This is a genomic window from Rhizobium sp. BR 249, assembly GCF_047445895.1.
Taxonomy (GTDB): domain Bacteria; phylum Pseudomonadota; class Alphaproteobacteria; order Rhizobiales; family Rhizobiaceae; genus Rhizobium.
Genome location: NZ_JARWKX010000033.1, coordinates 14,736 through 34,850 on the forward strand (window position 1 = coordinate 14,736; position 20,115 = coordinate 34,850).

Annotated in this window: 23 protein-coding genes; 18 read left to right on the forward strand and 5 right to left on the reverse strand. The window is 62.1% G+C overall.

What is annotated here, in order from left to right:
* The first annotated feature begins 9 nt into the window (after positions 1 to 9).
* Both QD408_RS24245 and QD408_RS24250 read left to right on the forward strand, forming a co-directional pair.
* Entirely contained in the window at positions 10 to 537 is a 528-nt protein-coding gene (locus tag QD408_RS24245; protein ID WP_414141049.1) for a YcnI family protein, read from the forward strand.
* Between the two features lie 47 nt (positions 538 to 584).
* A complete protein-coding gene (locus tag QD408_RS24250; RefSeq protein WP_414141050.1) occupies positions 585 to 2,159 on the forward strand; it encodes a copper resistance CopC/CopD family protein in 1,575 nt (524 codons plus the stop codon).
* A 25-nt stretch (positions 2,160 to 2,184) separates the two neighbouring features.
* Here QD408_RS24250 and QD408_RS24255 read toward each other — a convergent pair whose 3' ends face one another.
* Positions 2,185 to 2,679 (reverse strand): hypothetical protein, encoded by a 495-nt coding sequence (locus QD408_RS24255; protein WP_414141051.1) that lies wholly within the window; start codon positions 2,677 to 2,679, stop codon positions 2,185 to 2,187.
* A 4-nt stretch (positions 2,680 to 2,683) separates the two neighbouring features.
* Positions 2,684 to 2,839, reverse strand: coding sequence for a hypothetical protein (locus QD408_RS24260; protein ID WP_414141052.1), 156 nt, complete (start codon positions 2,837 to 2,839; stop codon positions 2,684 to 2,686).
* Between the two features lie 96 nt (positions 2,840 to 2,935).
* On the opposite strand from QD408_RS24260, the gene QD408_RS24265 reads away from it, so the two are divergent.
* From QD408_RS24265 to QD408_RS24290, 6 genes are all read left to right on the forward strand, one after another.
* Positions 2,936 to 3,484, forward strand: coding sequence for a cytochrome c oxidase subunit 3 (locus QD408_RS24265; RefSeq protein WP_414141053.1), 549 nt, complete (start codon positions 2,936 to 2,938; stop codon positions 3,482 to 3,484).
* Positions 3,481 to 3,774: a hypothetical protein gene (locus QD408_RS24270; RefSeq protein ID WP_088681556.1), complete on the forward strand. Its 294-nt coding sequence runs from the start codon at positions 3,481 to 3,483 to the stop codon at positions 3,772 to 3,774. Before QD408_RS24265 ends, QD408_RS24270 begins: the two co-directional genes overlap by 4 nt.
* Positions 3,775 to 3,875: 101 nt before the next feature.
* Positions 3,876 to 4,328: a c-type cytochrome gene (locus QD408_RS24275; protein WP_088681555.1), complete on the forward strand. Its 453-nt coding sequence runs from the start codon at positions 3,876 to 3,878 to the stop codon at positions 4,326 to 4,328.
* 19 nt (positions 4,329 to 4,347) lie between these two features.
* The gene (locus QD408_RS24280; RefSeq protein WP_414141054.1) at positions 4,348 to 5,688 is read left to right on the forward strand and encodes a cbb3-type cytochrome c oxidase subunit I; all 1,341 of its coding nucleotides are present in this window, start codon (positions 4,348 to 4,350) and stop codon (positions 5,686 to 5,688) included.
* A gap of 35 nt (positions 5,689 to 5,723) precedes the next feature.
* Positions 5,724 to 6,539 (forward strand): CbbQ/NirQ/NorQ/GpvN family protein, encoded by an 816-nt coding sequence (locus QD408_RS24285; protein ID WP_414141055.1) that lies wholly within the window; start codon positions 5,724 to 5,726, stop codon positions 6,537 to 6,539.
* Between the two features lie 3 nt (positions 6,540 to 6,542).
* Positions 6,543 to 8,429: a nitric oxide reductase activation protein NorD gene (locus tag QD408_RS24290; protein WP_414141056.1), complete on the forward strand. Its 1,887-nt coding sequence runs from the start codon at positions 6,543 to 6,545 to the stop codon at positions 8,427 to 8,429.
* 57 nt (positions 8,430 to 8,486) lie between these two features.
* Here the strand turns inward: QD408_RS24290 and hemN are convergent, their stop codons facing one another.
* Positions 8,487 to 9,839 carry an oxygen-independent coproporphyrinogen III oxidase gene (gene hemN, locus QD408_RS24295; protein ID WP_414141057.1) on the reverse strand — a complete coding sequence of 451 codons (1,353 nt, stop codon included), beginning with the start codon at positions 9,837 to 9,839 and terminating at the stop codon, positions 8,487 to 8,489.
* 212 nt (positions 9,840 to 10,051) lie between these two features.
* On the opposite strand from hemN, the gene QD408_RS24300 reads away from it, so the two are divergent.
* Genes QD408_RS24300 through QD408_RS24315 form a run of 4 tightly spaced genes read left to right on the forward strand, consistent with a single transcriptional unit; the run spans position 10,052 to position 12,525 of the window.
* Positions 10,052 to 10,336 (forward strand): DUF2249 domain-containing protein, encoded by a 285-nt coding sequence (locus QD408_RS24300; RefSeq protein WP_088681550.1) that lies wholly within the window; start codon positions 10,052 to 10,054, stop codon positions 10,334 to 10,336.
* 51 nt (positions 10,337 to 10,387) lie between these two features.
* A complete protein-coding gene (locus QD408_RS24305) occupies positions 10,388 to 11,725 on the forward strand; it encodes a hypothetical protein (RefSeq protein ID WP_414141058.1) in 1,338 nt (445 codons plus the stop codon).
* On the forward strand, positions 11,709 to 12,239 hold the full coding sequence (locus QD408_RS24310; RefSeq protein WP_088681548.1) for a DUF2249 domain-containing protein: 531 nt from the start codon (positions 11,709 to 11,711) through the stop codon (positions 12,237 to 12,239). The genes QD408_RS24305 and QD408_RS24310 overlap by 17 nt, the downstream gene beginning before the upstream one ends.
* Positions 12,226 to 12,525 carry a metal-sulfur cluster assembly factor gene (locus QD408_RS24315; protein ID WP_088681547.1) on the forward strand — a complete coding sequence of 100 codons (300 nt, stop codon included), beginning with the start codon at positions 12,226 to 12,228 and terminating at the stop codon, positions 12,523 to 12,525. Before QD408_RS24310 ends, QD408_RS24315 begins: the two co-directional genes overlap by 14 nt.
* Before the next feature lie 40 nt (positions 12,526 to 12,565).
* Here QD408_RS24315 and QD408_RS24320 read toward each other — a convergent pair whose 3' ends face one another.
* Positions 12,566 to 13,780, reverse strand: a complete 1,215-nt coding sequence (locus QD408_RS24320; protein ID WP_414141059.1) for an NnrS family protein — start codon at positions 13,778 to 13,780, stop codon at positions 12,566 to 12,568.
* Positions 13,781 to 13,980: 200 nt separating this feature from the next.
* Here QD408_RS24320 and nirK point away from each other — a divergent pair, with 200 nt between their 5' ends.
* From nirK to QD408_RS24350, 6 genes are all read left to right on the forward strand, one after another.
* Complete coding sequence (gene nirK, locus QD408_RS24325; RefSeq protein WP_088681546.1) at positions 13,981 to 15,138, forward strand: copper-containing nitrite reductase; 1,158 nt, start codon at positions 13,981 to 13,983, stop codon at positions 15,136 to 15,138.
* A gap of 80 nt (positions 15,139 to 15,218) precedes the next feature.
* On the forward strand, positions 15,219 to 16,172 hold the full coding sequence (locus QD408_RS24330; RefSeq protein WP_414141060.1) for an SUMF1/EgtB/PvdO family nonheme iron enzyme: 954 nt from the start codon (positions 15,219 to 15,221) through the stop codon (positions 16,170 to 16,172).
* A 2-nt stretch (positions 16,173 to 16,174) separates the two neighbouring features.
* Positions 16,175 to 16,870: a Crp/Fnr family transcriptional regulator gene (locus QD408_RS24335; RefSeq protein WP_088681544.1), complete on the forward strand. Its 696-nt coding sequence runs from the start codon at positions 16,175 to 16,177 to the stop codon at positions 16,868 to 16,870.
* A gap of 39 nt (positions 16,871 to 16,909) precedes the next feature.
* Positions 16,910 to 17,590 (forward strand): NnrU family protein, encoded by a 681-nt coding sequence (locus QD408_RS24340; RefSeq protein ID WP_414141061.1) that lies wholly within the window; start codon positions 16,910 to 16,912, stop codon positions 17,588 to 17,590.
* A 134-nt stretch (positions 17,591 to 17,724) separates the two neighbouring features.
* The gene (locus tag QD408_RS24345; protein WP_414141071.1) at positions 17,725 to 18,096 is read left to right on the forward strand and encodes a hypothetical protein; all 372 of its coding nucleotides are present in this window, start codon (positions 17,725 to 17,727) and stop codon (positions 18,094 to 18,096) included.
* Positions 18,097 to 18,240: 144 nt separating this feature from the next.
* Positions 18,241 to 18,966 carry a response regulator gene (locus tag QD408_RS24350; RefSeq protein WP_088681541.1) on the forward strand — a complete coding sequence of 242 codons (726 nt, stop codon included), beginning with the start codon at positions 18,241 to 18,243 and terminating at the stop codon, positions 18,964 to 18,966.
* Between the two features lie 27 nt (positions 18,967 to 18,993).
* Here QD408_RS24350 and QD408_RS24355 read toward each other — a convergent pair whose 3' ends face one another.
* Complete coding sequence (locus QD408_RS24355) at positions 18,994 to 19,818, reverse strand: universal stress protein (RefSeq protein ID WP_414141062.1); 825 nt, start codon at positions 19,816 to 19,818, stop codon at positions 18,994 to 18,996.
* Positions 19,819 to 20,115: the final 297 nt, after the last annotated feature.

The following is a 20,115-nucleotide window of genomic DNA, read 5'->3' on the forward strand; positions in this document are numbered from 1 at the left end:
GAACCCGTCATGTTCAAGCCCATGGCAATTGCTTTCGCCGCAGCGGTCTGCGCCGCCGGCGCGGCCGATGCCCATATCACCCTCGAGCAGAGCCAGGCGCCGTCAGGCAAGGCTTACAAGGCCATCCTTCGCGTCGGGCATGGCTGCGAGGGCAAGGCGACGATCAAGATCCGCGTGAAGATCCCGGAGGGTCTGCTGTCGGCCAAGCCGATGCCGAAACCGGGCTGGTCGGTCGAGAAGGTCAACGCCGCCTATGAGAAAAGCTACGATCTCTACGGCAAGCCCGTGAAGGAAGGCGTCAGCGAAATCACATGGTCCGGCGGCACTCTCGCCGACGACGAATATGACGAATTCGTTTTCCGCGCGACGCTCGCGAAGGAAATTCCGTCCGGCACCCGCATTTACGTTCCTGTCGTGCAGGAATGCACCGAAGGCGCCGTCGAACGCTGGATCGAAATTCCCGCAGCGGGCAAGTCGCCCGACGATTACGAAACCCCCGCTCCCTACTTCGACGTGGTCGAACAACCGCGTTCGTGAACCGCCGGGAGCCGTCGACCATGTGGCCCTCGAAAACAGGAAAACGGGTGACGCGGCGTCTTCGGGCGGCTCTCGTTGCAGCCACCATCGCGATGGGCATGCTGGCGCCGACAGGCGCGCTTGCCCACGCCGCTCTGAAAAGCTCGACTCCGGCGGCCAATGAGACGCTGGATCGCCTGCCGGCCGAAATCGAACTGCATTTCAGCGAGCCGGTCAGGCTCATCCGAGCCACGGCAACCGACGGCAATGGCGCGAACCAGGACTTGGACGCCGACACATCAGATGCGGATGTCCGATTGCGCTTCTCCGATCCTAATATCCGCGGCACGGTGATGGTGAGCTACCGCGTCGAATCCGAAGACGGCCACCCTGTCGGCGGCACGCTGGTGTTCAACATCGGCACGCCTTCCGCAAGGCCGCCGGTTGCGGTTGGCGAGGGCTCCGGTCTTTCCTTGCCGATCGCTATCTGGCTCGTGCACACCGCCACGGTTCTATTCCTGGCCTTCGCCGTTGGCGGCGCGCTGTTCGACCGTTGGCTGGGCGCCCGCAACGGCCCAACAGCGAGGGCCGCGACCATCATGCTGCCGGGAACCGCGCTGCTGGCGGCGGGGCTTTACCTGCAGGGGCTGGACGAAGCGGGAAACGGTCTGGTCTTTGCCGGTGCGGCGCCGCTCGAGATCGCCGTACAGGGCAATGCCGCAATTTGCGCCAGCCTGTTCTTCCTGTCGCTGCTCACGATCGCGCTCCCCCTCGCCCGCCGCAAAATCACCGGGCGCGTTCTTGCCGTCGTCGCCCTGATACTGGCGGCGAGCGCTTTTACCTTCAGTGGGCACTGCAGCACGGCGGACCCGCGCTGGCTGGCGAGAGCCGCCATATTTCTCCACAGCGCGACGCTGCTGTTCTGGGCAGGAAGCCTCCTGCCGCTCTGGAAGCTCGGCCGGACACCGCCGAGCCTGCGCCCGCTGAGCAGCTTCTCGCGGATGATCCCGATCCCGTTCTTCGTCATGATCCTTGCCGGGATCGTGCTTGCGATAATAGAGCTTCCGGCGCTCATCCAGATCCTGTCGTCGCTCTACGGCCGGATCCTTGCGGTCAAGGTCATGCTCGTGGCCTGTCTTTGCATGGTGGCCGTCTATAATCGCTTCTGGCTCACGGCGCCGACGTTGGCCGGAAATCCGGTTGCGAGAGAAAGGCTGCGCCGAAGCATCGTCTTCGAACTCATCCTTGCCGTCGCGATCATCGGCACGGCGGGCCTCTGGCGCTTTGCCGGTCCAGGACAGGCAGAGGCCGCGGAGGTTTCGCCGGTTCTATCGATCCATTTGCATGCCGAAAAAGCGATGGCTCAACTGGAGTTCGGAGCCGAGGTGCGCGGAACGAGGAAGGTCCACGTCGCGATCATGGGTCCGGATTTCGATGCCCTCGACCCAAGGCAGGTCGTTCTTCGCCTGAGAAATCCGGGATCGGCGATCGAGCCCATGAAGTTCGAACTTGCGAGAAGCACGGAAGGCGGATGGGATGCGGAAGGAATCCCGGTGCGGAGCCCCGAGGGCTGGCTGGCGGATCTCGAAGTGCTCGTCGACGACTTCCATTCGGTGCATCTCGAAGGCGGCCTGTCGGAATGACAGGCCGCCACGAAACCTCAGTCGCTCAGGCCGCCTCGGTTTGATTGATCGCATCCGTCAAGGCCGGCGCCCGTTCAGCCTCCGCCGCCCGCTGCATCAATCTCATGATCTCGCGTTCCGATCTGATATGCCCGCGCGTCGAGCAGAAGAACGAACGCAGCTGATATCCGACAGCTTCCCAGGAGAGCCGGCAGCGCCCCTCGCCCAGCGTTTCCAGCGTAATGGCGACGTCTTGGGCGGCATCGCGATGAAACAAACGCACTGCCCGCCGGCGTTCGGCCGCATCGGCCTTGTCACCCGCTTCCATGATCAGGTTCAGTCCCGACGAAATAAGGCGCTCTTCGAGCGCATGCGTCGTTTGCAGCAGCGGAAGCAGGCCGCCTGAGATACGCTCGCAAAGGTCTTCGTCTATGTGGCAAGGCAGGAAATCGGCGATTGCCTGGAGTACGTCGCACCACGACATCAGTTGATCGTAGCAGCGTTCGAGTTCTATGAAATCGGTGGGGATCGGCTTTTTCATCACATTACCTCTGCAGAAACAGGCTGGCGGCGATCACGACCGCCGCGAGAACCGCTGAGACCGTGCCCGTCCGCTGCAGGACACCCATCCGATAGAGGGCGATCGCGAATACTATAATCACGGGCGTTGCTATCGACAGTCCTATCTGGGCATCGGTCATCGGGTTCTCCTTTCCGCAAAACCTAGTTCTTCCGATCGGCCCGCTCTTTGCGATCGATCAAAGAGCGGGCGCGATATCATCCCTATCGTCACAGCCATGACAGCGATGATTTCCCCCGAGCTCCGCAGCCGGCCCGCAGCCCGAAGCGACGACCTGATGGTCTGGATATTGGCGTGGAGCGAACTTGCGGCTTTTGCGGCGCTGATGATGGGCTTCGTCATCGCGTCGTGGTTCCAGCCGGACGTATTCGCGGCCGGAAAGGCCAAGCTTCATCACGATATTGCACTCGCAAATACGGTGGTCCTACTGGTGAGCGGCTGGTTTGCGGCGCTCGCCGCGCGGTCGGTCGACTTGCGGCGGCAACGGCAGGCCCTGTTTGCTTCGGCCGTCGGCGGGGCTCTGTTCGTCGCCCTCAAACTTTACGAATATCAGGTGGAAGGCGCATCGCTGCTTGCCGAGGACAGCTTCTCGCAGCTCTACGTGCTGATAACAGGATTTCACCTGGTCCATGTCCTGTTCGGAGCTCTGGTCCTCGCGCTGATGGCCCGGTTTCCATCGCTTGAGAATATCCATCTCGTGACGACCCTCTGGCATGTCATCGACATCGTCTGGCTGGTCATGTTCCCGGTGGTCTATCTCTTATGACTGTACAAGACAGGGCGAATGCTCCCTCGCGGGCGCTGATCTTTCTGCTGATGCTGACATCCTGCGTCTTCGCAGCCTCGATGTTTCTGTCGGGCGCCGCGGCAAGGCCCGCACTGGCGCTCGCCGCCGGGCTGATTGCGCTGGCGAAAGTGCGCCTGGTCGTCTCCGGTTTCCTCGGCCTGCGCTTCAAGGGTTCGCCGCTCGGCCTCGCATTGATCCTGTGGGCGGCGGCCGTGCTGTTCCCGGCCGTGGCCGGCGCGCTGGCATTCTCGGCGGTCTTTGCGAATTAACAAAGACCCGCCGCCGCCCTTCGGTCATCCAGGAAGCGTGAGCCCTTGGCTCCGTTTTCGACGTCACGGCGGGCTCCGCCACCGACATGAAAGGATCATCGATGGCTGAACGCCTGACAAAAACCGCGGCCCGAAACGTGTTCTACGGCGGATCGGCCTTCTTCTTCGCCATATTCGTCGGGCTGACCGCCCACAGCCACTATTACATCCGGACCGTCTCGACCGACGAGAAGACGCTGACCGAGAGCGTCGCCAGAGGCAAACACATCTGGGAGAAGAACGCCTGCATCAACTGCCACACGCTGGACGGCGAAGGCGCCTATTTCGCTCCCGAGCTTTCCAATGTCTGGATTCGCTGGGGCGGCGACAAGGACCCGGCCAGTGCGCGCGAGGCGCTCCACGCCTGGATGGCGGCGCAACCCTCCGGCATCGAGGGCCGCAGGCAGATGCCGCAATTCAATCTGACGGAAGAAGAAGTGAACGATCTCGCGGACTTCCTCGAATGGGTCAGCAAGATGAACACGCAGGCGTGGCCGCCGAACCAGGCGGGCTGACGGGCGAGAGGATCAAGCAATGAAATACAAGACACAAAGCGTCGCCATGCTCTATTTCTACGGAGCTCTCGGCCTTTTCATGGCGCAGCTGCTGTTCGGCGTGCTGGCGGGAACGATCTACGTCCTGCCGAACACGCTGTCGGTCGAGCTGCCGTTCAACATCGTCCGCATGATCCACACGAACGCGCTGATCGTCTGGCTGCTGATGGGCTTCATGGGCACCACCTATTTTCTTCTTCCGGAGGAATGCGAGACGGAGCTCTACAGCCCGAAACTCGCCATCGCGCAGTTCTGGATATTCCTCGTCGCCGCGGCGGTCGCCGTCATCGGCTACCTGTTCCACATCCACGAGGGCCGCGAGTTTCTCGAGCAGCCCTTCGCGATCAAGGTCGGCATCGTCGTCGTCGCTCTGATGTTCCTGTTCAACGTCACCATGACGGCCTTGAAGGGACGCAAGACCACGATCACCAACATCCTGCTGTTCGGGCTCTGGGGCGTGGCGATCTTTTTCCTCTTTGCCTTCTATAACCCGGTCAACCTCGCGCTCGACAAGATGTACTGGTGGTATGTCGTCCACCTGTGGGTCGAGGGCGTCTGGGAGCTGATCATGGCGTCGGTGCTGGCCTTCCTGATGATCAGGCTGAACGGCATCGACAGGGAAGTCATCGAAAAATGGCTCTATGTGATCATCGGCCTGGCGCTCTTCTCCGGCATTCTCGGCACCGGCCACCATTATTACTGGATCGGCGCGCCCGGATACTGGCAGTGGATCGGCTCGCTCTTTTCGACGCTGGAGGTCGCGCCGTTCTTCACCATGGTGGTGTTCACCTTCGTGATGACCTGGAAGGCCGGCCGCAAGCATGAGAACAAGGCGGCGCTGCTGTGGTCGATCGGCTGCTCGGTCATGGCCTTCTTCGGCGCCGGCGTCTGGGGTTTCCTCCATACGCTGTCTTCGGTGAACTATTATACGCATGGCACACAGGTTACCGCGGCGCACGGGCATCTCGCCTTCTTCGGCGCCTACGTCATGCTCAATCTTGCGGCGATGGCCTATGCCATTCCCCAGATCCGCGGCCGCGCGCCCTATAATCAGTGGCTCTCGATCGCAAGTTTCTGGATCATGTGCACGGCGATGTCGGTCATGACCTTCGCCCTCACCTTTGCCGGCATCATCCAGGTTCACCTGCAGAGGGTGCTCGGCGAATCCTACATGGATGTGCAGGACCAGCTCAGCGTCTTCTACTGGGTGAGACTCGGCTCCGGCATCTTCGTCTTCATCAGCGCGCTGATGTTCATCTGGTCGGTTCTCGTCCCCGGCCGCGCCCGCCTGCCCGACGCAATTGCACAGCCCGCCGAATAGGCGGGCTCCCCTCCCCTTTTTGGAGAACAGAAGAAATGACGATCGCGTTTAATCTCCCGCTCGATGCGAATGCGGGAATCCCGCACTACACCGCCCATGGAAACGAATGCGCGCTGTTCGAGAGCGCCTGGAGCCGGCAATTGCCGATTCTGCTCAAGGGGCCGACGGGCTGCGGCAAGACCAGGTTCGTGCATCACATGGCCGCCCGCCTGGGGCTGCCGGTCTCGACCGTCTCCTGCCATGACGATCTCACCGCTGCCGATCTGACCGGCCGGTATCTGTTGAAAGGCGGAGAAACCGTCTGGGTCGACGGTCCGCTGACGAAAGCCGTGCGCGAGGGCGGCATCTGCTACCTCGACGAGATCGTCGAAGCCCGCAAAGACGTCGCCGTCGTTCTTCATCCGCTGACCGACGATCGCCGGCTGCTGCCGCTCGAGCGCACCGGGGAACTCATCGAGGCGCAATCGTCTTTCATGGTGGTCGTGTCGTACAACCCAGGCTACCAGAATCTGATGAAATCCTTGAAGCCCAGCACCCGCCAGCGCTTCGTCTCGATCGAGTTCGACTTCCTTCCGCGGGAGCGCGAGATTGCGACCGTCTCGATCGAAAGCGGCCTGGCGGAGAGCCGGGTGGCGCCGCTGGTGGACCTTGCCCGCCGGCTTCGCGCTCTCAAGGGGCAGGATCTGGAGGAGGGCGTCTCGACGCGCCTCATCATCTATTGCGCCATCCTCGTCGATGCCGGAATGCCGCTTGCCGAAGCGGTCAGGGCCGCCATCATCGAACCGCTGACGGATGAAGCCGATGTGAAGGCCGCCCTCGTCGAGGTGGCCGCAGCGACGCTCGGCAGGTGAGAGATGCTCGAATTCCTGGAACTCGAGGAAACGGTCGGACGCGCCTGGCATCGCCTTGTCGGCGACACGCGCTCCTGGCCCCGCCATGCGGAGCACGCGGTCAACCTGGCCGACATCAAATCGCAGCTGGCCGTCTGCTTCCGCGCCTTTGGCGGCGATCCGACACTGCAGATCCAGAAATCACGCCAGCAGATCTCGTCGCATCGGCTGCGTTTCCGGCAGGTTGTCGGTCTCGGCGAAGAAAGAAGTGATCATCCGAGCTGGGACGGCAGCGCCATCCACCTGCCCGCCTCGATCGATATCTTCGATGACGAACGGCTGAACCGGGATCTCTATTTCTGGCTGGCCGCCTATATCGCGGTGGCTGCCATTCCGAGCCGCAAAACGACCGACGCCATGCTTTCCGACATTGCCCGGATCGAAACAGGTCGTGAAAACGCCGCGCGGGTGGCCGACATCTTTCCCGGCATGTATCCACGATATCTGCGCCTGAGCGAGGCCATTCTCGCATGCCGGATCCGCGGCAGGCTGCCCAAGGCCGAAAGGCAGGTCGAGGATTATCTGCGCTTTGCCCTGGCATTTCCCTTGGGGAGCCGGTTGCCCGATCTTGTCAGGCCGAGAGGAGACAAGGCGCCGGCAGGATATCTGCCGATGCTGCCGGTCCCGATCTGGCCGGACTTCACCGGACGCGCGGAGGCTCAAAAATCCGACCGCGAGGATCTGCCTTCCGAGGGCGGCGAGGCAGGCCCGGCCCGCTCGTCGCATCAAGCGGTCCGCAAGAAAGATGCCGACGACCGCAGGCGCGATCCTTTCATCCTCAACCGCTTCGAAAAGATCCTCGCCATGGCCGAGATGGTCAATGTCGACCGGCCGACGGACGATCGCGAGGAGGACGATGCCGGCGCAGCCGACGAACTCGACGAGATCACTTTGAGCGAAACACGGGAGCGGCCGAAGTCGAAATTCCGTTTCGACCTGGATCTCTCCCCGGAGGCCTCGGACGTTTCCCAGATCCACGGCGTATTGACCTATCCCGAATGGCATTTCCGCAGAGCGGAATATCTGGAGAATTACTGCCGCGTCCTCATCGGCAGCGTCCCGGCCGCGCAACAGGTGCCCGTCGTTGCCGATCAGGCGATCGTGCGCAAGGTCAGACGGCAATTCGAGACGCTGAGGTCAAAGAGGGAGATCAGGAAGGCGCAGCTCGATGGTGACGAGCTCGACCTCGAGGCGGTGATACGCTCGCGCGCCGACCTGCTTGCGACCGGGCAGCCGGACGACCGTATCTATGAATGCGCCCGCCCTGCTTCGCACGAGCTTGCAACGTCGATCCTCGTCGACGTCTCGCTGTCGACGGACTCCTGGGTGGACAATCGCCGGGTCCTCGACGTCGAGAAACAGGCGCTCGATGTCTTTGCGCGCGGCCTGGATGCCTGCGGCGACAGTTTCGCCATTCACACCTTCACGTCGAGACGCCGCAGCTGGGTGCGTATCGACAGCGTCAAGGAGTTCGACGAGACGTTCTCGCAGGTGACTGCGCAGCGGATCGCCGATCTCAAACCGGGTTATTACACGCGAATGGGGGCGGCCCTCAGACATGTTTCGGGACAGCTGCACAAACACGCCGCAAGGAAAAAGCTGCTCCTCATTCTGACGGACGGCAAACCGAACGACGTCGATCATTACGAAGGGCGGTTTGCCCTGGAAGACAGCAGGAAGGCGGTCGCCGAAGCCCGCGCGCTCGGCCAGGCCGTCTTCGCCGTCACCGTGGACCGCAATGCCGGCGACTACTTGCCGGCAATTTTCGGAAGGGCTGGTTTTGCCGTGATTTCGGATATTGCGAAGCTGCCGGGCGCGCTGCCGGCAATCTATCGGAACCTGACCGCCTGAAAGGCGTGAGTAAATAGGCCGGAGCCGCCCGATCGGCGCCTCCGGCCTGAGTTGTTGTCAGGCGGCCTTGCTGTGCGTACGGCCGAGCGAACCGAAATAGGCGTCGAATGCCGCCGCAACGGCGCGGACCATGAAGCGTGCGTCCTGCGAGACGACGATCCTGTTGTCGCGGATCGTCACGACGCCATCGGCCACGAGTCCGCCGAGACGTTCGTTACGCTCGACGAGGAAGCCGGTGTCGAAACCCAACTCCCTGCTCAGCCTTCCCAAATCGACTTCGAAATCGCACATCAGCCGCTCGATGATTCTGCCCCGAAGCTTGTCCTCTTCGGTCAGAAGATATCCCTTGGCCGTCGGCAGCACGCCGGACGCGACACGCTCCGCATAGAGACCCAGCGGTACGTGGTTCTGCATATAGCCGGTCGGCAAACGCCCGATCGCCGAAGCGCCGAGGCCGATGAGGCTATCGCAGTCGTCGGTGGTGTAGCCCTGGAAGTTCCGCCTCATCGTCCCCTCGCGCGCGGCGACCGCAAGCTCATCCTCCGGCAGTGCGAAGTGATCGAGCCCGATGCGCACATACCCGGCCTTTTCAAGCTCCTGGGCGATGGCTTCGGCCTGTTCGTTGCGCTGTCTCGCATCCGGAAGCGATGCTTCGTCGATGAGGCGCTGATGCTTCTTGAAGGCCGGTATGTGGGCATAGCCGAAAACGGCGAAACGTTCCGGGCGCAGCTGCGCGGCTAGGCGGACCGTTTCCACGCAGGATTGGACCGTCTGCTTCGGGAGGCCGTATATCAGGTCGAAATTGATGCTGGTCACACCTGCCGAGCGCAGGCCCACGGCTGCCGTCTCTGTCTGCTCGAAGGACTGCATCCGGTTGATGGCGGCCTGCACGATCGGGTCGAAGCTCTGGACGCCGAGGCTCGCGCGATCGACGCCGTTTTCGCCGAGCGCCTCGATCATGGGAGCGGCCAAGGTGCGCGGGTCGATCTCGACCGCGACGCTGGCATCCGCCTCGAAAGCGAAGGCGCTCCTGAGCTTCGCCATCAGGGTGGAAAATTCCTGCGGCTTCATGATCGTCGGCGTGCCGCCGCCGAAATGAACGTTCTTGACGGGCACGTCGTTTCCGGCGGCAAAGGAGACGAGCTCGATCTCCTGGCTCATCACGTCGAGATATTCGACCACGGGGGCGTCCTGCCGGGTGATGGTCGTGTGGCAGCCGCAATACCAGCACATCGAGCGGCAGAAGGGCACGTGGAGATAGACGGAAACCGGTCCGGCCTTTCCGATGTCTGCAAGGCCCCTGGCATATTCATCCGGCCCCACGGCGGCTGAAAAGGCCGGAGCCGTCGGGTAGCTCGTGTAACGCGGGAGCCGCGCATCGCCGTACTTGGCGACCAAATTGTCGGACATTGTCGCATCCTCTATCAAAATCAGGATGCTTTATGACCTCCGGCCGCGCATTCTTCCTTGTCCCAAATCAATGAGGACGCTCGGCCGGGAATCATCCGGATATTTGTCCGCCGTCAAAGTCGCTTTCCGCAAAGCCCTTTACCGTCTCGTTCTAGCGCGGGACGAGCCGCGATCCCGCCAGTCTGCAAGACGCGGCAAAAGGAAACAGCCAGATGACCGATGCGCAAACCATCCACGCCCAAGCTCCCCACATCGATGTCAGGACGATACATCCTATCGAGCGGCATCCCCGGATTTTTGGCACGCTCAGCGCACTGACCCCCGGCGACGCCATGCTGATCACCAGCGATCATGAGCCCCGGCCCCTGCATTACCAGCTTGAAACCGCATTTCCGGGAAAATTCCTCTGGGAATATCTGGAACAGGGACCCGACGTCTGGCGCGTGCAGATCACCCGCCAGGATTCCGGTTGCGACTGCTGCTGCGGCAGCCACTGAGTTCGGGGCAGCGCGATGATGCCGGTGGGAGCAACACTGTCGCGTTGGACGATGTCATATTTCGGCGCGGCGCTCTTCTTCCTGCTTCTGGCCGAAGGCCTGCTTTCGGCCGGAGCCTGGGCGCCGTCGGCGAGTGTCGCCGAACCTCACGCGCTGATTATCGTCCATTGCATTACGATCGGTTGGCTCGGCCTCCTCATGATCGGGGCGCTTCTGCAGTTTACCCCGGTTATGACGGGTCTCGGCCTGCCGACCGGGCGGCTCGACCTGCCCTGCCTTGCGGGTTCCGTCGCCGGGCTCGGACTTCTCCTCTTCGGCTTCCATCTGATCGATACCGGGTCCGGGGCGGCAGGCCCGGTCATGGTCGCAGCATCATCGGTGCTGCCGGCATCGCTGTTGTCGATCGGATTCGTGCTGCTTTCCGGTCTGTGGCGCAGCAGGGCGGCTCACGCCGCCTCGCCGCTCGTCATGATCGGCATGGCATGCCTTGTTGTGACCTTGGCGTTGGGAGCACTGTTCGCCGTCACGGTTTCCGGGCTGACGGAGGCCACGGGCATCATCGCCTTCGTCGCGAATGCCGTGCCGTTCCATGCGAGTTTCGGCCTCGCCGGCTGGATGAGCTTCGCCGCGATCGGCGTCAGCTATAAGCTGCTGCCGATGTTCTTGCTTTCCGACGATATGAAGAGGGCGCCGTTCATTCGGGCCACGGGATTGCTTGCGGCGGGCACCCTTGCCGCGGCGACGGCCTCGACGATCTTTGCACCCGTCCTGGGCCAGTGCCTCTTCCTGTTCGGATCGCTGCTCTTCCAGCTGCCGGTTGCGGCCTACCTCGCCGACCTGTTTTCGACCTACCGCGCGCGGCGCCGGAAGAGCCTCGAGCTCAACATGGCCGGATCCTTGCCGGCATTCGTTCTGCTGGGGCTTTCGGTGCCGATGTTGGCCATCGCCCTGGCATCGGATGCCGCGCCAGAGGTCTTCACCGCCATAGGCTACCTGTTCGTCTTCGGCTGGCTGACCGGGTTCGGCCTGTCGCAGCTCCTGAAGATCGTTCCTTTCCTCACCTGGATCGAAGCCTTCGGCCCACTGCTCGGACGCCGGCCGACACCGCGCCTGGCCGAGCTGATAAACGGACGCCGGGCGACGGCCTGGCTCTGCATCTTTTACCTCGCCGTCATTGCGGCGGCGGCCGCGATCGCGCTCGGATCGGATGCGGCTTTTCATCTTGCCGCGATAGCCCAGACTTTTTCCACAGCGGCTCTTACGATCGAGCTCGCGCTTGCCCGCACTCTGGCGAATGTCGATCCCGCCGCCAAGAGCGCACCCTTTCAACCGCCGGCGCTTTTTAGCGCCGCAAACCACAGAGGTAACGCCCATGGTTCAGCTTCGTGAACTCGACGTCAGACAGATCCTGCGCGACGGCGGGATGCCGTTCCAGCTCATTATGGATACTTTCGCAAAGCTCGGCCCCGACGAGGGCGTGCGGCTTCATGCCATATTCGAACCCATCCCCCTGATCCGCCAGCTGGAGCGGCGCGGCTATTCGCATCTCACCAAACGCCTGGCCGACGACGACTGGGAGATCGATTTCGTTCCCCAGGGGAAGCCGGACAGCGATCCCGCGCCGGCAGCCGCAACAGCGGAGGCGATCTGGCCGGAACCGACCTGGAACCTCGATCTGACCGATCTCGCCCCGCCCGAACCGATGGAGCGCATTCTTTCTCGCCTGGAATCGATGGAGAGCGGCGAGGTGTTGTTCGCGCTCCTGAACCGCGAGCCCGTCTTCCTGTTCAATGAGCTCAAGGCGCGAGGCCATGAGTGGATCGGAGATTTCGATGCCAGCGGCAAGATCTACAGGATCATGATCAGGGCAACGCCGGCGAACGTTTCCGATGCCCGCGCATAAGATTTCCAAACCAACGATCCTGGCGGCATTGCGCGGGATAGAAGACCCGGAACTCGGGACGGATATCGTGGCCCTCGGGCTGATATACGGCATCGAGGTTTCGGATGATGGCGCCGTCAGAATAGAAATGACGACGACGACCCGCTTCTGTCCGGCCTCCGCCTTCATCGCCGAAGCGGTGAAGGCCCGGGCGGAAGAGATCGAAGGCGTTTCGGCTGCCGTCGTCGACATGGTCTACGAGCCGGCCTGGTCGCCGGAAATGATGGGACGATTGCCGAACGTGTGAATAGGAGCGCCGCCACCCGTAAACGGGGCGGCGCTCTTCCTCATGGCTTGCGCGCGGCCAGAGGTTTGCGGTCCCGGCACAGGAACGGTGCATGTTCGAGCGCGAACAGCCCGAAGGCAACCGTCCAGCCGAGAGCGGACACCATCAGTATCTGGGTCGTGAAGGCAGGCATCAGCTCTGCCATGGGCCGAAGCAGGGCAACGGCGGCAAGCACGATATAGGATGCGTTCGTCACCCGGCTCGACTTCAATTTCCGTCCGGTATGACCTCGGCTTGCCCGCGTCATGACCGCCAGCATCATCATGGACATTGCGCCGATCGCAAAGAGATGAAGAACGGCGACCTGGGGCAGCCCCATCGGCCCGAGGGCGACGGCGGCAAATCCCATCGGTACGAAACCATAAGCAATGTGAAGCACGAAGAGGATGGGCTCCGGCCATGTCGTCCATCCCCGCCAGCGGAAAAGCCGTATTCCGTTCATGATCGCCGCAACGGCGGCAGAGAAACCGGTCACGACGGATTCGGGCGCAATCGCCCAGGCAGCGAGAGAAACGGCGCCGGCAACGATCGTCGCCGCATCGAAGCGATTGTAGGCGACTGGAAAATCCGTGCGGCCGCGCTGATTGATCCAGTTCCTGGTAAAGCTCGGCAGAATGCGTCCTCCGACGATCGTAACGAGCAGGACATAGGCGCCAAGGCCGAGACGAATGGCAAGCGCCGGATTGCCGTCTCCGATCACCTCGATATGAAAGAAGACATTGGCCGCCGACAGGACCGCCAGCCCGGCGATGACCTTCAGGTCTTTCCATTTCCTTCCCGCAATCACCTCTCGCGCCGATAAGGCCAGCATGAGCGGGAGAAAGAGGCTGTCGATCGCGACGGCGGCCGTCAAACCGATACTGCCGCTGAACAACATAGTGATCCGGCCGGTGCACCACACCGCAAAGAGCGCTGCCAGCGGGCGCCCCGAGATGGGAAGGCGGCCGGTCCAGTTCGGGATTGCGGTCAGCAGGAAGCCTGCCAGGACAGCCGGCGCGAAGCCGAAGAGCATCTCGTGAGCGTGCCAGTAAAGCGTGCCGTAATCGCTCGCCACGGCGACGCCGTCGTTGAGGAACGCCGTCCAGAGGCCGATGCTGACGATCGCCCATAATGCCGCGGCCATAAAGAAAGGCCGAAAGCCGTAGGAGAACAGGACCATTCCGGAACGGCTCATTCCCCGCGGCGCCTTGGTCTCCACGTCCTTTATAGTCTGCATGATCAAGATCTCCATTTTGATCATGCAGAAATGCCCGGATGGAAGACGGCGGTCGTTGAGATTACGCAAAGAAGATCTTTTGAACTTTGCGCCGGCACAAACAGCCAGTTTGCGCCACGTCAAAGATTTCCGTCGGCTTTGTTCTACTCTCCCCTTCGACAGGGCGGCGTCCGCCCGTCTTCGACTACAGGAGATTAGCAATGACGAATACTCTACAAATGACCCGGCGTACGATGCTGACGGGTGCTGCTGTTGCCGGAGCGCTGACGCCAATCATCGTATCCAACACAGTGGCCCACGCCAATGAAGAGGCCGCCGCGGCGGAAGCGCTGAAGACCGCCAAGCCGGCCAAGGTCGACATATCGAAGCTTCCCCGCGAGAAGGTCGAGCTCGTCAAGCCGCCCTTCGCTCATGCTCACGAGCAGAAGACCGCGGACGGGCCGAAGATCAAGGAATTCACGCTCACTATCCAGGAAAAGAAGATGATCCTGGACAAGGAGGGCACCGAGATCAACGCCATGACCTTCGACGGATCGGTTCCCGGCCCCTTGATGGTGGTTCATCAGGACGACTATGTCGAGCTCACGCTGATCAATCCCGACACCAACGCGATGCAGCACAACATCGACTTCCATGCCGCCACTGGCGGGCTGGGCGGCGGGGCGCTGACGGTCGTCAATCCGGGCGAGAGCACCGTTCTTCGCTTCAAGGCGACCAAGGCCGGCGTCTTCGTCTATCACTGCGCCCCTCCCGGCATGGTTCCGTGGCACGTCACATCGGGCATGAACGGCGCCATCATGGTGCTGCCGCGCGAAGGCCTCAAGGACGGCAACGGCAAGCCGCTGGTCTACGACAAGGTCTACTATATCGGCGAACAGGACTTTTACGTGCCGCGTGACGAAACCGGCAAGTTCAAGACGTACGACAGCCCCGGAGAGGCCTATGAAGATACGGTGGCCGCGATGAAAACGCTGACGCCCACCCACATCGTCTTCAACGGTGCGGTCGGAGCCCTGACCGGCGACAATGCGATGACGGCCAAGGTCGGAGAAACCGTCCTGATCGTTCATTCGCAGGCCAACCGGGACACCCGGCCGCATCTGATCGGCGGACATGGCGAATATGTCTGGGCAACCGGCAAATTCCTCAACCCGCCCGACACGGACCAGGAAACCTGGTTCATTCCCGGCGGCACGGCAGGGGCCGCCCTCTACACCTTCGCTCAGCCAGGCATCTATGCCTACGTGAACCATAACCTTATCGAGGCCTTCGAGCTGGGGGCAGCGGCCCACTTTAAGGTGACCGGCGAATGGGACAACGATCTCATGACCTCGGTCAGGGCACCGTCGGCAAGCTGACCTGGCGGAGGGGGCGGTGCGCGGGCCAGGGGTGGCCCGCGCACCAATCTCATTTTTGGGGGCGCTATCTGCGAAAAACCATGGCCCGCATTGCAGCCATCGAACCAGTTTCAGGCATATCGATCGCAATTCCTCTTGCGCTGCTCGCCGCACTTTCGGTCGCTGTCGCAGTGCAATCGGGATTGCTCGTGACGGCCGGCCCCGACGGGGCCGTCGCCGCCCCGCAGACCGTCGTCATCGCGCCGCATGGCTTCGCTTATCGCGACGCCACCGAATATTTCCGCAACGGCCTGGCTGTCGATGCGCCCAAGCTGGATAGGGAAGTGACCACGGCGCTCGAAATCATGAAGTATCAGACCACGCTTGGCGATTATAATCGCTGCGTGGCCGATGCCCGTTGTGAGCCGGCCGAACAGCGATACGATACGCCGTCGCAGGGGGAAATCCCCGCGACCGGCGTGAGCTACGACGATGCGGTCCGGTACGCGGCCTGGCTGTCGGAGCGCACCGGCGCCGAATGGCGGCTGCCGACCGATTTCGAGCTGGCCTATGCCGCGGCCGATCGTTTTCCCGACGATGCTCTCGGAATCGACCCCAACGACAAGAACCCGGCAAACCGCTGGCTTGCGGATTACGAGCGCGAAGCCCGCCGGGCGGCGGCGATCGACCCGCGACCGCAGCCGCAGGGCTCGTTCGGAATCAGTCAAACCGGACTGGTCGATTTCGCCGGCAACGTCTGGGAGTGGACCTCGACCTGCAACAAACGGGTCGATCTCGATCGAAACGATCCTGCGGCGGAGCCGGACCCCAGGAATTGCGGTATTCTGATAGCCGCAGGCAAACACCGCGCCCCGATGAGCAGTTTCGTGCGAAATCCCAAGGGCGGCGGATGCTCGGTCGGCAGCCCGCCCGACAATCTCGGCTTCCGCCTCATTCGCAGGCCAGGTTTTCTGGAAAGCGTGAAAGACTTTGCGCAAAGAGCAATGGCGGAAATGTTCGGACCGGCGACGAATGCCCAGGGCAGAGCAGGATGACGATGAAAATTGACCGGACGATTTTGAAATCATTGCCGCTCTTCGAGCGAATGACCGATGCGGATCTCGATTCGATGCTGCAGCACGCGTCGCCGCGGCGCATCGCTCCGGGAGACGCGGTTTTCGAGCAAGGCGCGCGGGCAAAGTCGTTCTTCCTGCTTCTGCACGGCCGTCTCAAGGTCACGCAAGTGACCCAGGACGGACAGCAGATCATCGTCCGGATGGTTCATCCGGGCGACCTGTTCGGCTTTGCAATGGCGCTCCGCCGGGAAGATTACCCGGGAACGGCCGTCGCGGCGGCCGAAAGCCTCGTCATCGCCTGGCCGACCGACATGTGGCCGCGGTTCGTCGAACAGAACCCGCGCCTTGCCGTGACCGCGATGCAGACGATCGGCCAAAGATTGGAGGAAGCGCACACGCGCATCCGGGAAATGTCGACGGAGGAAGTGGAAAAGCGGGTGGCCCACGCCGTCCTCAGGCTTTCCAAACAGGCTGGCCGGCCGGTTGCAACGGGCATCCGCATCGATTTCCCGATATCGCGCCAGGACATCGCCGAAATGACCGGAACGACGCTGCACACCGTCTCGAGAATTCTCAGTGCATGGGAAGCGAAGGGAATGGTGGAGGGTGGCCGCCAGAAGCTGACGGTGACCGATCCCCAAAAGCTCCTCAATCTCGCCGACGGCATACGGGATTGATGCCGATCGGGAATTGCCTGCAGAACCAGGAGAATGCGCTTGACCGAATTCCTTGCCGCCTTCGCGCTTTTCGTAGCACTTCACTCCATCCCGGCCGTACCGGCCATTCGCTCCGGAATCATTCACCGCGTCGGCCGGCCGATCTATTTCGCCGGCTATTCCACAGTTTCCATTCTGGCGCTGATCTGGGTTTTCGCCTCGGCGCTCGCAATGGATTACATGCCCTTGTGGGAGTTGCGGCCATGGCATGCTGCGGTCACGTTCGTACTCGCACCCCTGGGCATCTTCCTCGTCATCGCGGGACTTTTGAGCGCCAATCCTCTTTCTATCACGCTGAGCCCGTCGCTCGCACTCGGCTCCGTCACCAAAATTACCAGACATCCCGTCCTTTGGGGATTTGCCGCCTGGGCGAGCGGCCATATCGCGGCAAACGGCGATCTGCGCTCCCTGCTGTTGTTCGGAGGATTTGCCGGATTCGCATTGGCGGCAATTCCGATGATCGAAAAAAGAGCGAAGCGGCGCCTTGGCAGCGCTTGGACCGATCTGGCGGCACATACTTCGATCTGGCCGCTCGCCGCCTATTCCAAAGGAGAGCAGCCGATGATCGACATGCCGATGCTGCTCGCGGTCCTCATGACTGCGGCCATGACCGCGTGGCTCCTGCTCGCGGGAGGTCACGGCGCGATGTTCGGTGCCGATCCCGTCGCCATCTTTGCCTGACCGGCACGCGCCGCCGTGGCCACGCAGAGATACCGGCATCGCATTGATCGAGGTCAAAGTGTCTTTGGGCTTAGGTCGTAACGTTGGAGAAAATCTGGAAGCAACCGCGACCAGCCTATGAGCGGAGCAATGGAATGCCGTATGATGTCATGACAGCAAGCTTGAATGCGAGGGACAAGTCCGGACGCATCGAGGTGCGTTTCGGCGCCGACAAAAAGACCGTCGTCGTCTCGCGACGCGCATTGCTGTCGATAGCCTCGCCGCCTCGCGCCACCGAAGTGCGCCTTCTTCAGCACATCGACACGTTCTGCGAAATTGCGGCAAGCCGCTTCGAATCGGAGGAGATGGACGGGGATACGGTTCTGATCACCGCAAACGACGTCCGCAGGTGGCGCCATGCCTGGGAAACATCCGCCTTGGCCGCCGAAGCGCCGGCGGCACCCCGCCTTCTGCTGGTTTCAGACAGGGCTCTGAATCCTAATCTCAATCAAAGCAGTAGGGCATGAAAAGCCGCTCGCCTTTTCACATCTTTTTCTCCCGCTCCTGATGAGGACAACCGACCGGCTGCTGGTGACACCGGGACGGCGAGCGTGTTAAAGACGATGCCATTGGACACGATCTGTAACGAGCAACGGCTTGACGGATGGATGATGGCAACAGCCCAGTATGACGCGCATCTTCTCGTCGTCGACGACGATCCGCGCATTCGCCAGATGTTGACACGTTATTTCGAGGGCGAGGGTTACGCGGTCTCTTCCGCGTCCGACGGAACCGAAATGCGGGTACGCCTGCGCCAGCAGAATTTTGATGCCATCCTGCTCGATCTCGTCCTTCCCGGCGGCACGGACGGTCTCGATCTTGCCCGCGAAATCCGCGCCAATTCGGATGTCCCGATCATGATGCTGACGGGGCGCGACGATGTCGTCGACCGGATCGTCGGCCTGGAGGTCGGCGCCGATGACTATATCGCCAAGCCTTTCCATCTCCGGGAAGTCCATGCCCGCCTGAAGTCGATCCTGCGCCGCCGGCAATCTTCGCCGCGCAATGCAGACGCCGCGAGCGAGGAGATCGTCGGCTTCGAGGATTGGAAACTCAATCTCAGCCGCCGCCAGCTTCTCGATCCCGATGGTGCGGAGATCGAACTGACGACCGGCGAATTCGATATGCTGGCGACCTTCGTGCGCCATGCCGGCCGCGTTCTCACCCGCGACGTCTTGATGGATCTGACTCGGGGACGAAACCTCGAAGCCTTCGACAGGACGATCGACGCCCAGATCGTCCGGCTGCGCCGCAAGATCGAGACCGATCCGAAGAAGCCGCAATTCATCAAGGCCGTGCGCGGCGTCGGCTACGTCTTCACCGCCAGGCTCGACTGAGGGTTGGGATCGGTACTGGGCAGATCGTCAATGCGACAACAGGACCGGCAGGGTAATGCTGGTCAGCACCGCCTGGGTGGCGCCGCCGAGCACGAATTCGCGCAGGCGGGAATGACCGAAGCCGCCCATGACGAGAAGATCCGCCCGCGCTTCGAAGGCTTTGCTTTGCAGCACCTCCCCGACCAGCTCACCGCGGGCCTGCACCTGAACCGCCTCCGCCATGACGCCGCTCTTCATAAGATTCTCGATCAGGTATTCCCCGGTCTCGTATTTGATCGGCTTCTCATCGATGACGGAAATCAGGCAAACCCTTGAGGCACGCTCCAGGAATGCTGCGGCATCATGAGCCGCCCGCGCCGCCGCGCGGCTGCCGTCCCAGGCGATGGCGACGTGGTCCATGCGGCCGCCGAAAGGTGCCGGGGGAAAAAGCATGAGCGGTCTCCCGGAGCCGAACAGCACCGCCTCGACGACCGGGCGTGACAGGCCGGCCGATTCCAGAACCACGAGATCGTAAGCGCGGGATGCTTCCGCGAGCGCTTCGACGACGAAGGGCTCTTCGACCCTGATCTCGCGCGTGCGGACATCGACCAAAGCCCCTTTTGCCTGATCGACCGCCCGCTGGGTCAGGACCGAGGCGCGCTTGCGACTCAGCGCTTCGGCGTCGCGCGCCATCTTCCCTGTATCGATGATCAGCGACGACAGTGCATTGGAGACGTCGGGAATGGTAATCTCCACCGCACAGACTGTCAGTGTCGCCTGCATGTGGTGCGCAAGCGCAACGGCATTGGCGATCATGGTTTCCGACGTCGCATCCGGATAGGTGAGGAGCGGAAGAAAGATATGCCGTTTCATGGTTCACTCCGAATGAGGAGGGTCGAGACCTGATACCGTCATTTTGACGTCTGCCGGGAATTGCGCATTGACTTGCCTCAAAAGGAGCTCTGTTCTCTCGAACGATGAGAGAGGGGCGGCCATTGGCTCTCCGCCGGCAAGGTAAGCGCAACGGTTATGAGTTCAGCGCGTTGTTGAGATCGCGCAAGCCGACTATCAGCATCATGGGGTCGGATGGGGAAGGCAGGAAGCCGACCGCCTCATAAAAGGCGCGTGCGTCATCCTTCTCCTCATGTTTGTCGCCTTGAAGGGATCTGA

What these genes read in the sequence shown, in the direction of transcription:
- QD408_RS24245 (WP_414141049.1), top strand. Translation starts at nt 10, where the DNA reads ATGTTCAAGCCCATGGCAATTGCTTTCGCCGCAGCGGTCTGCGCCGCC.
- QD408_RS24255 (WP_414141051.1), bottom strand. Translation starts at nt 2,679, where the DNA reads ATGAAAAAGCCGATCCCCACCGATTTCATAGAACTCGAACGCTGCTAC.
- QD408_RS24260 (WP_414141052.1), bottom strand. Translation starts at nt 2,839, where the DNA reads ATGACCGATGCCCAGATAGGACTGTCGATAGCAACGCCCGTGATTATA.
- QD408_RS24265 (WP_414141053.1), top strand. Translation starts at nt 2,936, where the DNA reads ATGACAGCGATGATTTCCCCCGAGCTCCGCAGCCGGCCCGCAGCCCGA.
- QD408_RS24270 (WP_088681556.1), top strand. Translation starts at nt 3,481, where the DNA reads ATGACTGTACAAGACAGGGCGAATGCTCCCTCGCGGGCGCTGATCTTT.
- QD408_RS24275 (WP_088681555.1), top strand. Translation starts at nt 3,876, where the DNA reads ATGGCTGAACGCCTGACAAAAACCGCGGCCCGAAACGTGTTCTACGGC.
- QD408_RS24280 (WP_414141054.1), top strand. Translation starts at nt 4,348, where the DNA reads ATGAAATACAAGACACAAAGCGTCGCCATGCTCTATTTCTACGGAGCT.
- QD408_RS24285 (WP_414141055.1), top strand. Translation starts at nt 5,724, where the DNA reads ATGACGATCGCGTTTAATCTCCCGCTCGATGCGAATGCGGGAATCCCG.
- QD408_RS24290 (WP_414141056.1), top strand. Translation starts at nt 6,543, where the DNA reads ATGCTCGAATTCCTGGAACTCGAGGAAACGGTCGGACGCGCCTGGCAT.
- hemN (WP_414141057.1), bottom strand. Translation starts at nt 9,839, where the DNA reads ATGTCCGACAATTTGGTCGCCAAGTACGGCGATGCGCGGCTCCCGCGT.
- QD408_RS24300 (WP_088681550.1), top strand. Translation starts at nt 10,052, where the DNA reads ATGACCGATGCGCAAACCATCCACGCCCAAGCTCCCCACATCGATGTC.
- QD408_RS24305 (WP_414141058.1), top strand. Translation starts at nt 10,388, where the DNA reads ATGTCATATTTCGGCGCGGCGCTCTTCTTCCTGCTTCTGGCCGAAGGC.
- QD408_RS24310 (WP_088681548.1), top strand. Translation starts at nt 11,709, where the DNA reads ATGGTTCAGCTTCGTGAACTCGACGTCAGACAGATCCTGCGCGACGGC.
- QD408_RS24315 (WP_088681547.1), top strand. Translation starts at nt 12,226, where the DNA reads ATGCCCGCGCATAAGATTTCCAAACCAACGATCCTGGCGGCATTGCGC.
- QD408_RS24320 (WP_414141059.1), bottom strand. Translation starts at nt 13,780, where the DNA reads ATGCAGACTATAAAGGACGTGGAGACCAAGGCGCCGCGGGGAATGAGC.
- nirK (WP_088681546.1), top strand. Translation starts at nt 13,981, where the DNA reads ATGACGAATACTCTACAAATGACCCGGCGTACGATGCTGACGGGTGCT.
- QD408_RS24330 (WP_414141060.1), top strand. Translation starts at nt 15,219, where the DNA reads ATGGCCCGCATTGCAGCCATCGAACCAGTTTCAGGCATATCGATCGCA.
- QD408_RS24335 (WP_088681544.1), top strand. Translation starts at nt 16,175, where the DNA reads ATGAAAATTGACCGGACGATTTTGAAATCATTGCCGCTCTTCGAGCGA.
- QD408_RS24345 (WP_414141071.1), top strand. Translation starts at nt 17,725, where the DNA reads ATGCCGTATGATGTCATGACAGCAAGCTTGAATGCGAGGGACAAGTCC.
- QD408_RS24350 (WP_088681541.1), top strand. Translation starts at nt 18,241, where the DNA reads ATGGCAACAGCCCAGTATGACGCGCATCTTCTCGTCGTCGACGACGAT.
- QD408_RS24355 (WP_414141062.1), bottom strand. Translation starts at nt 19,818, where the DNA reads ATGAAACGGCATATCTTTCTTCCGCTCCTCACCTATCCGGATGCGACG.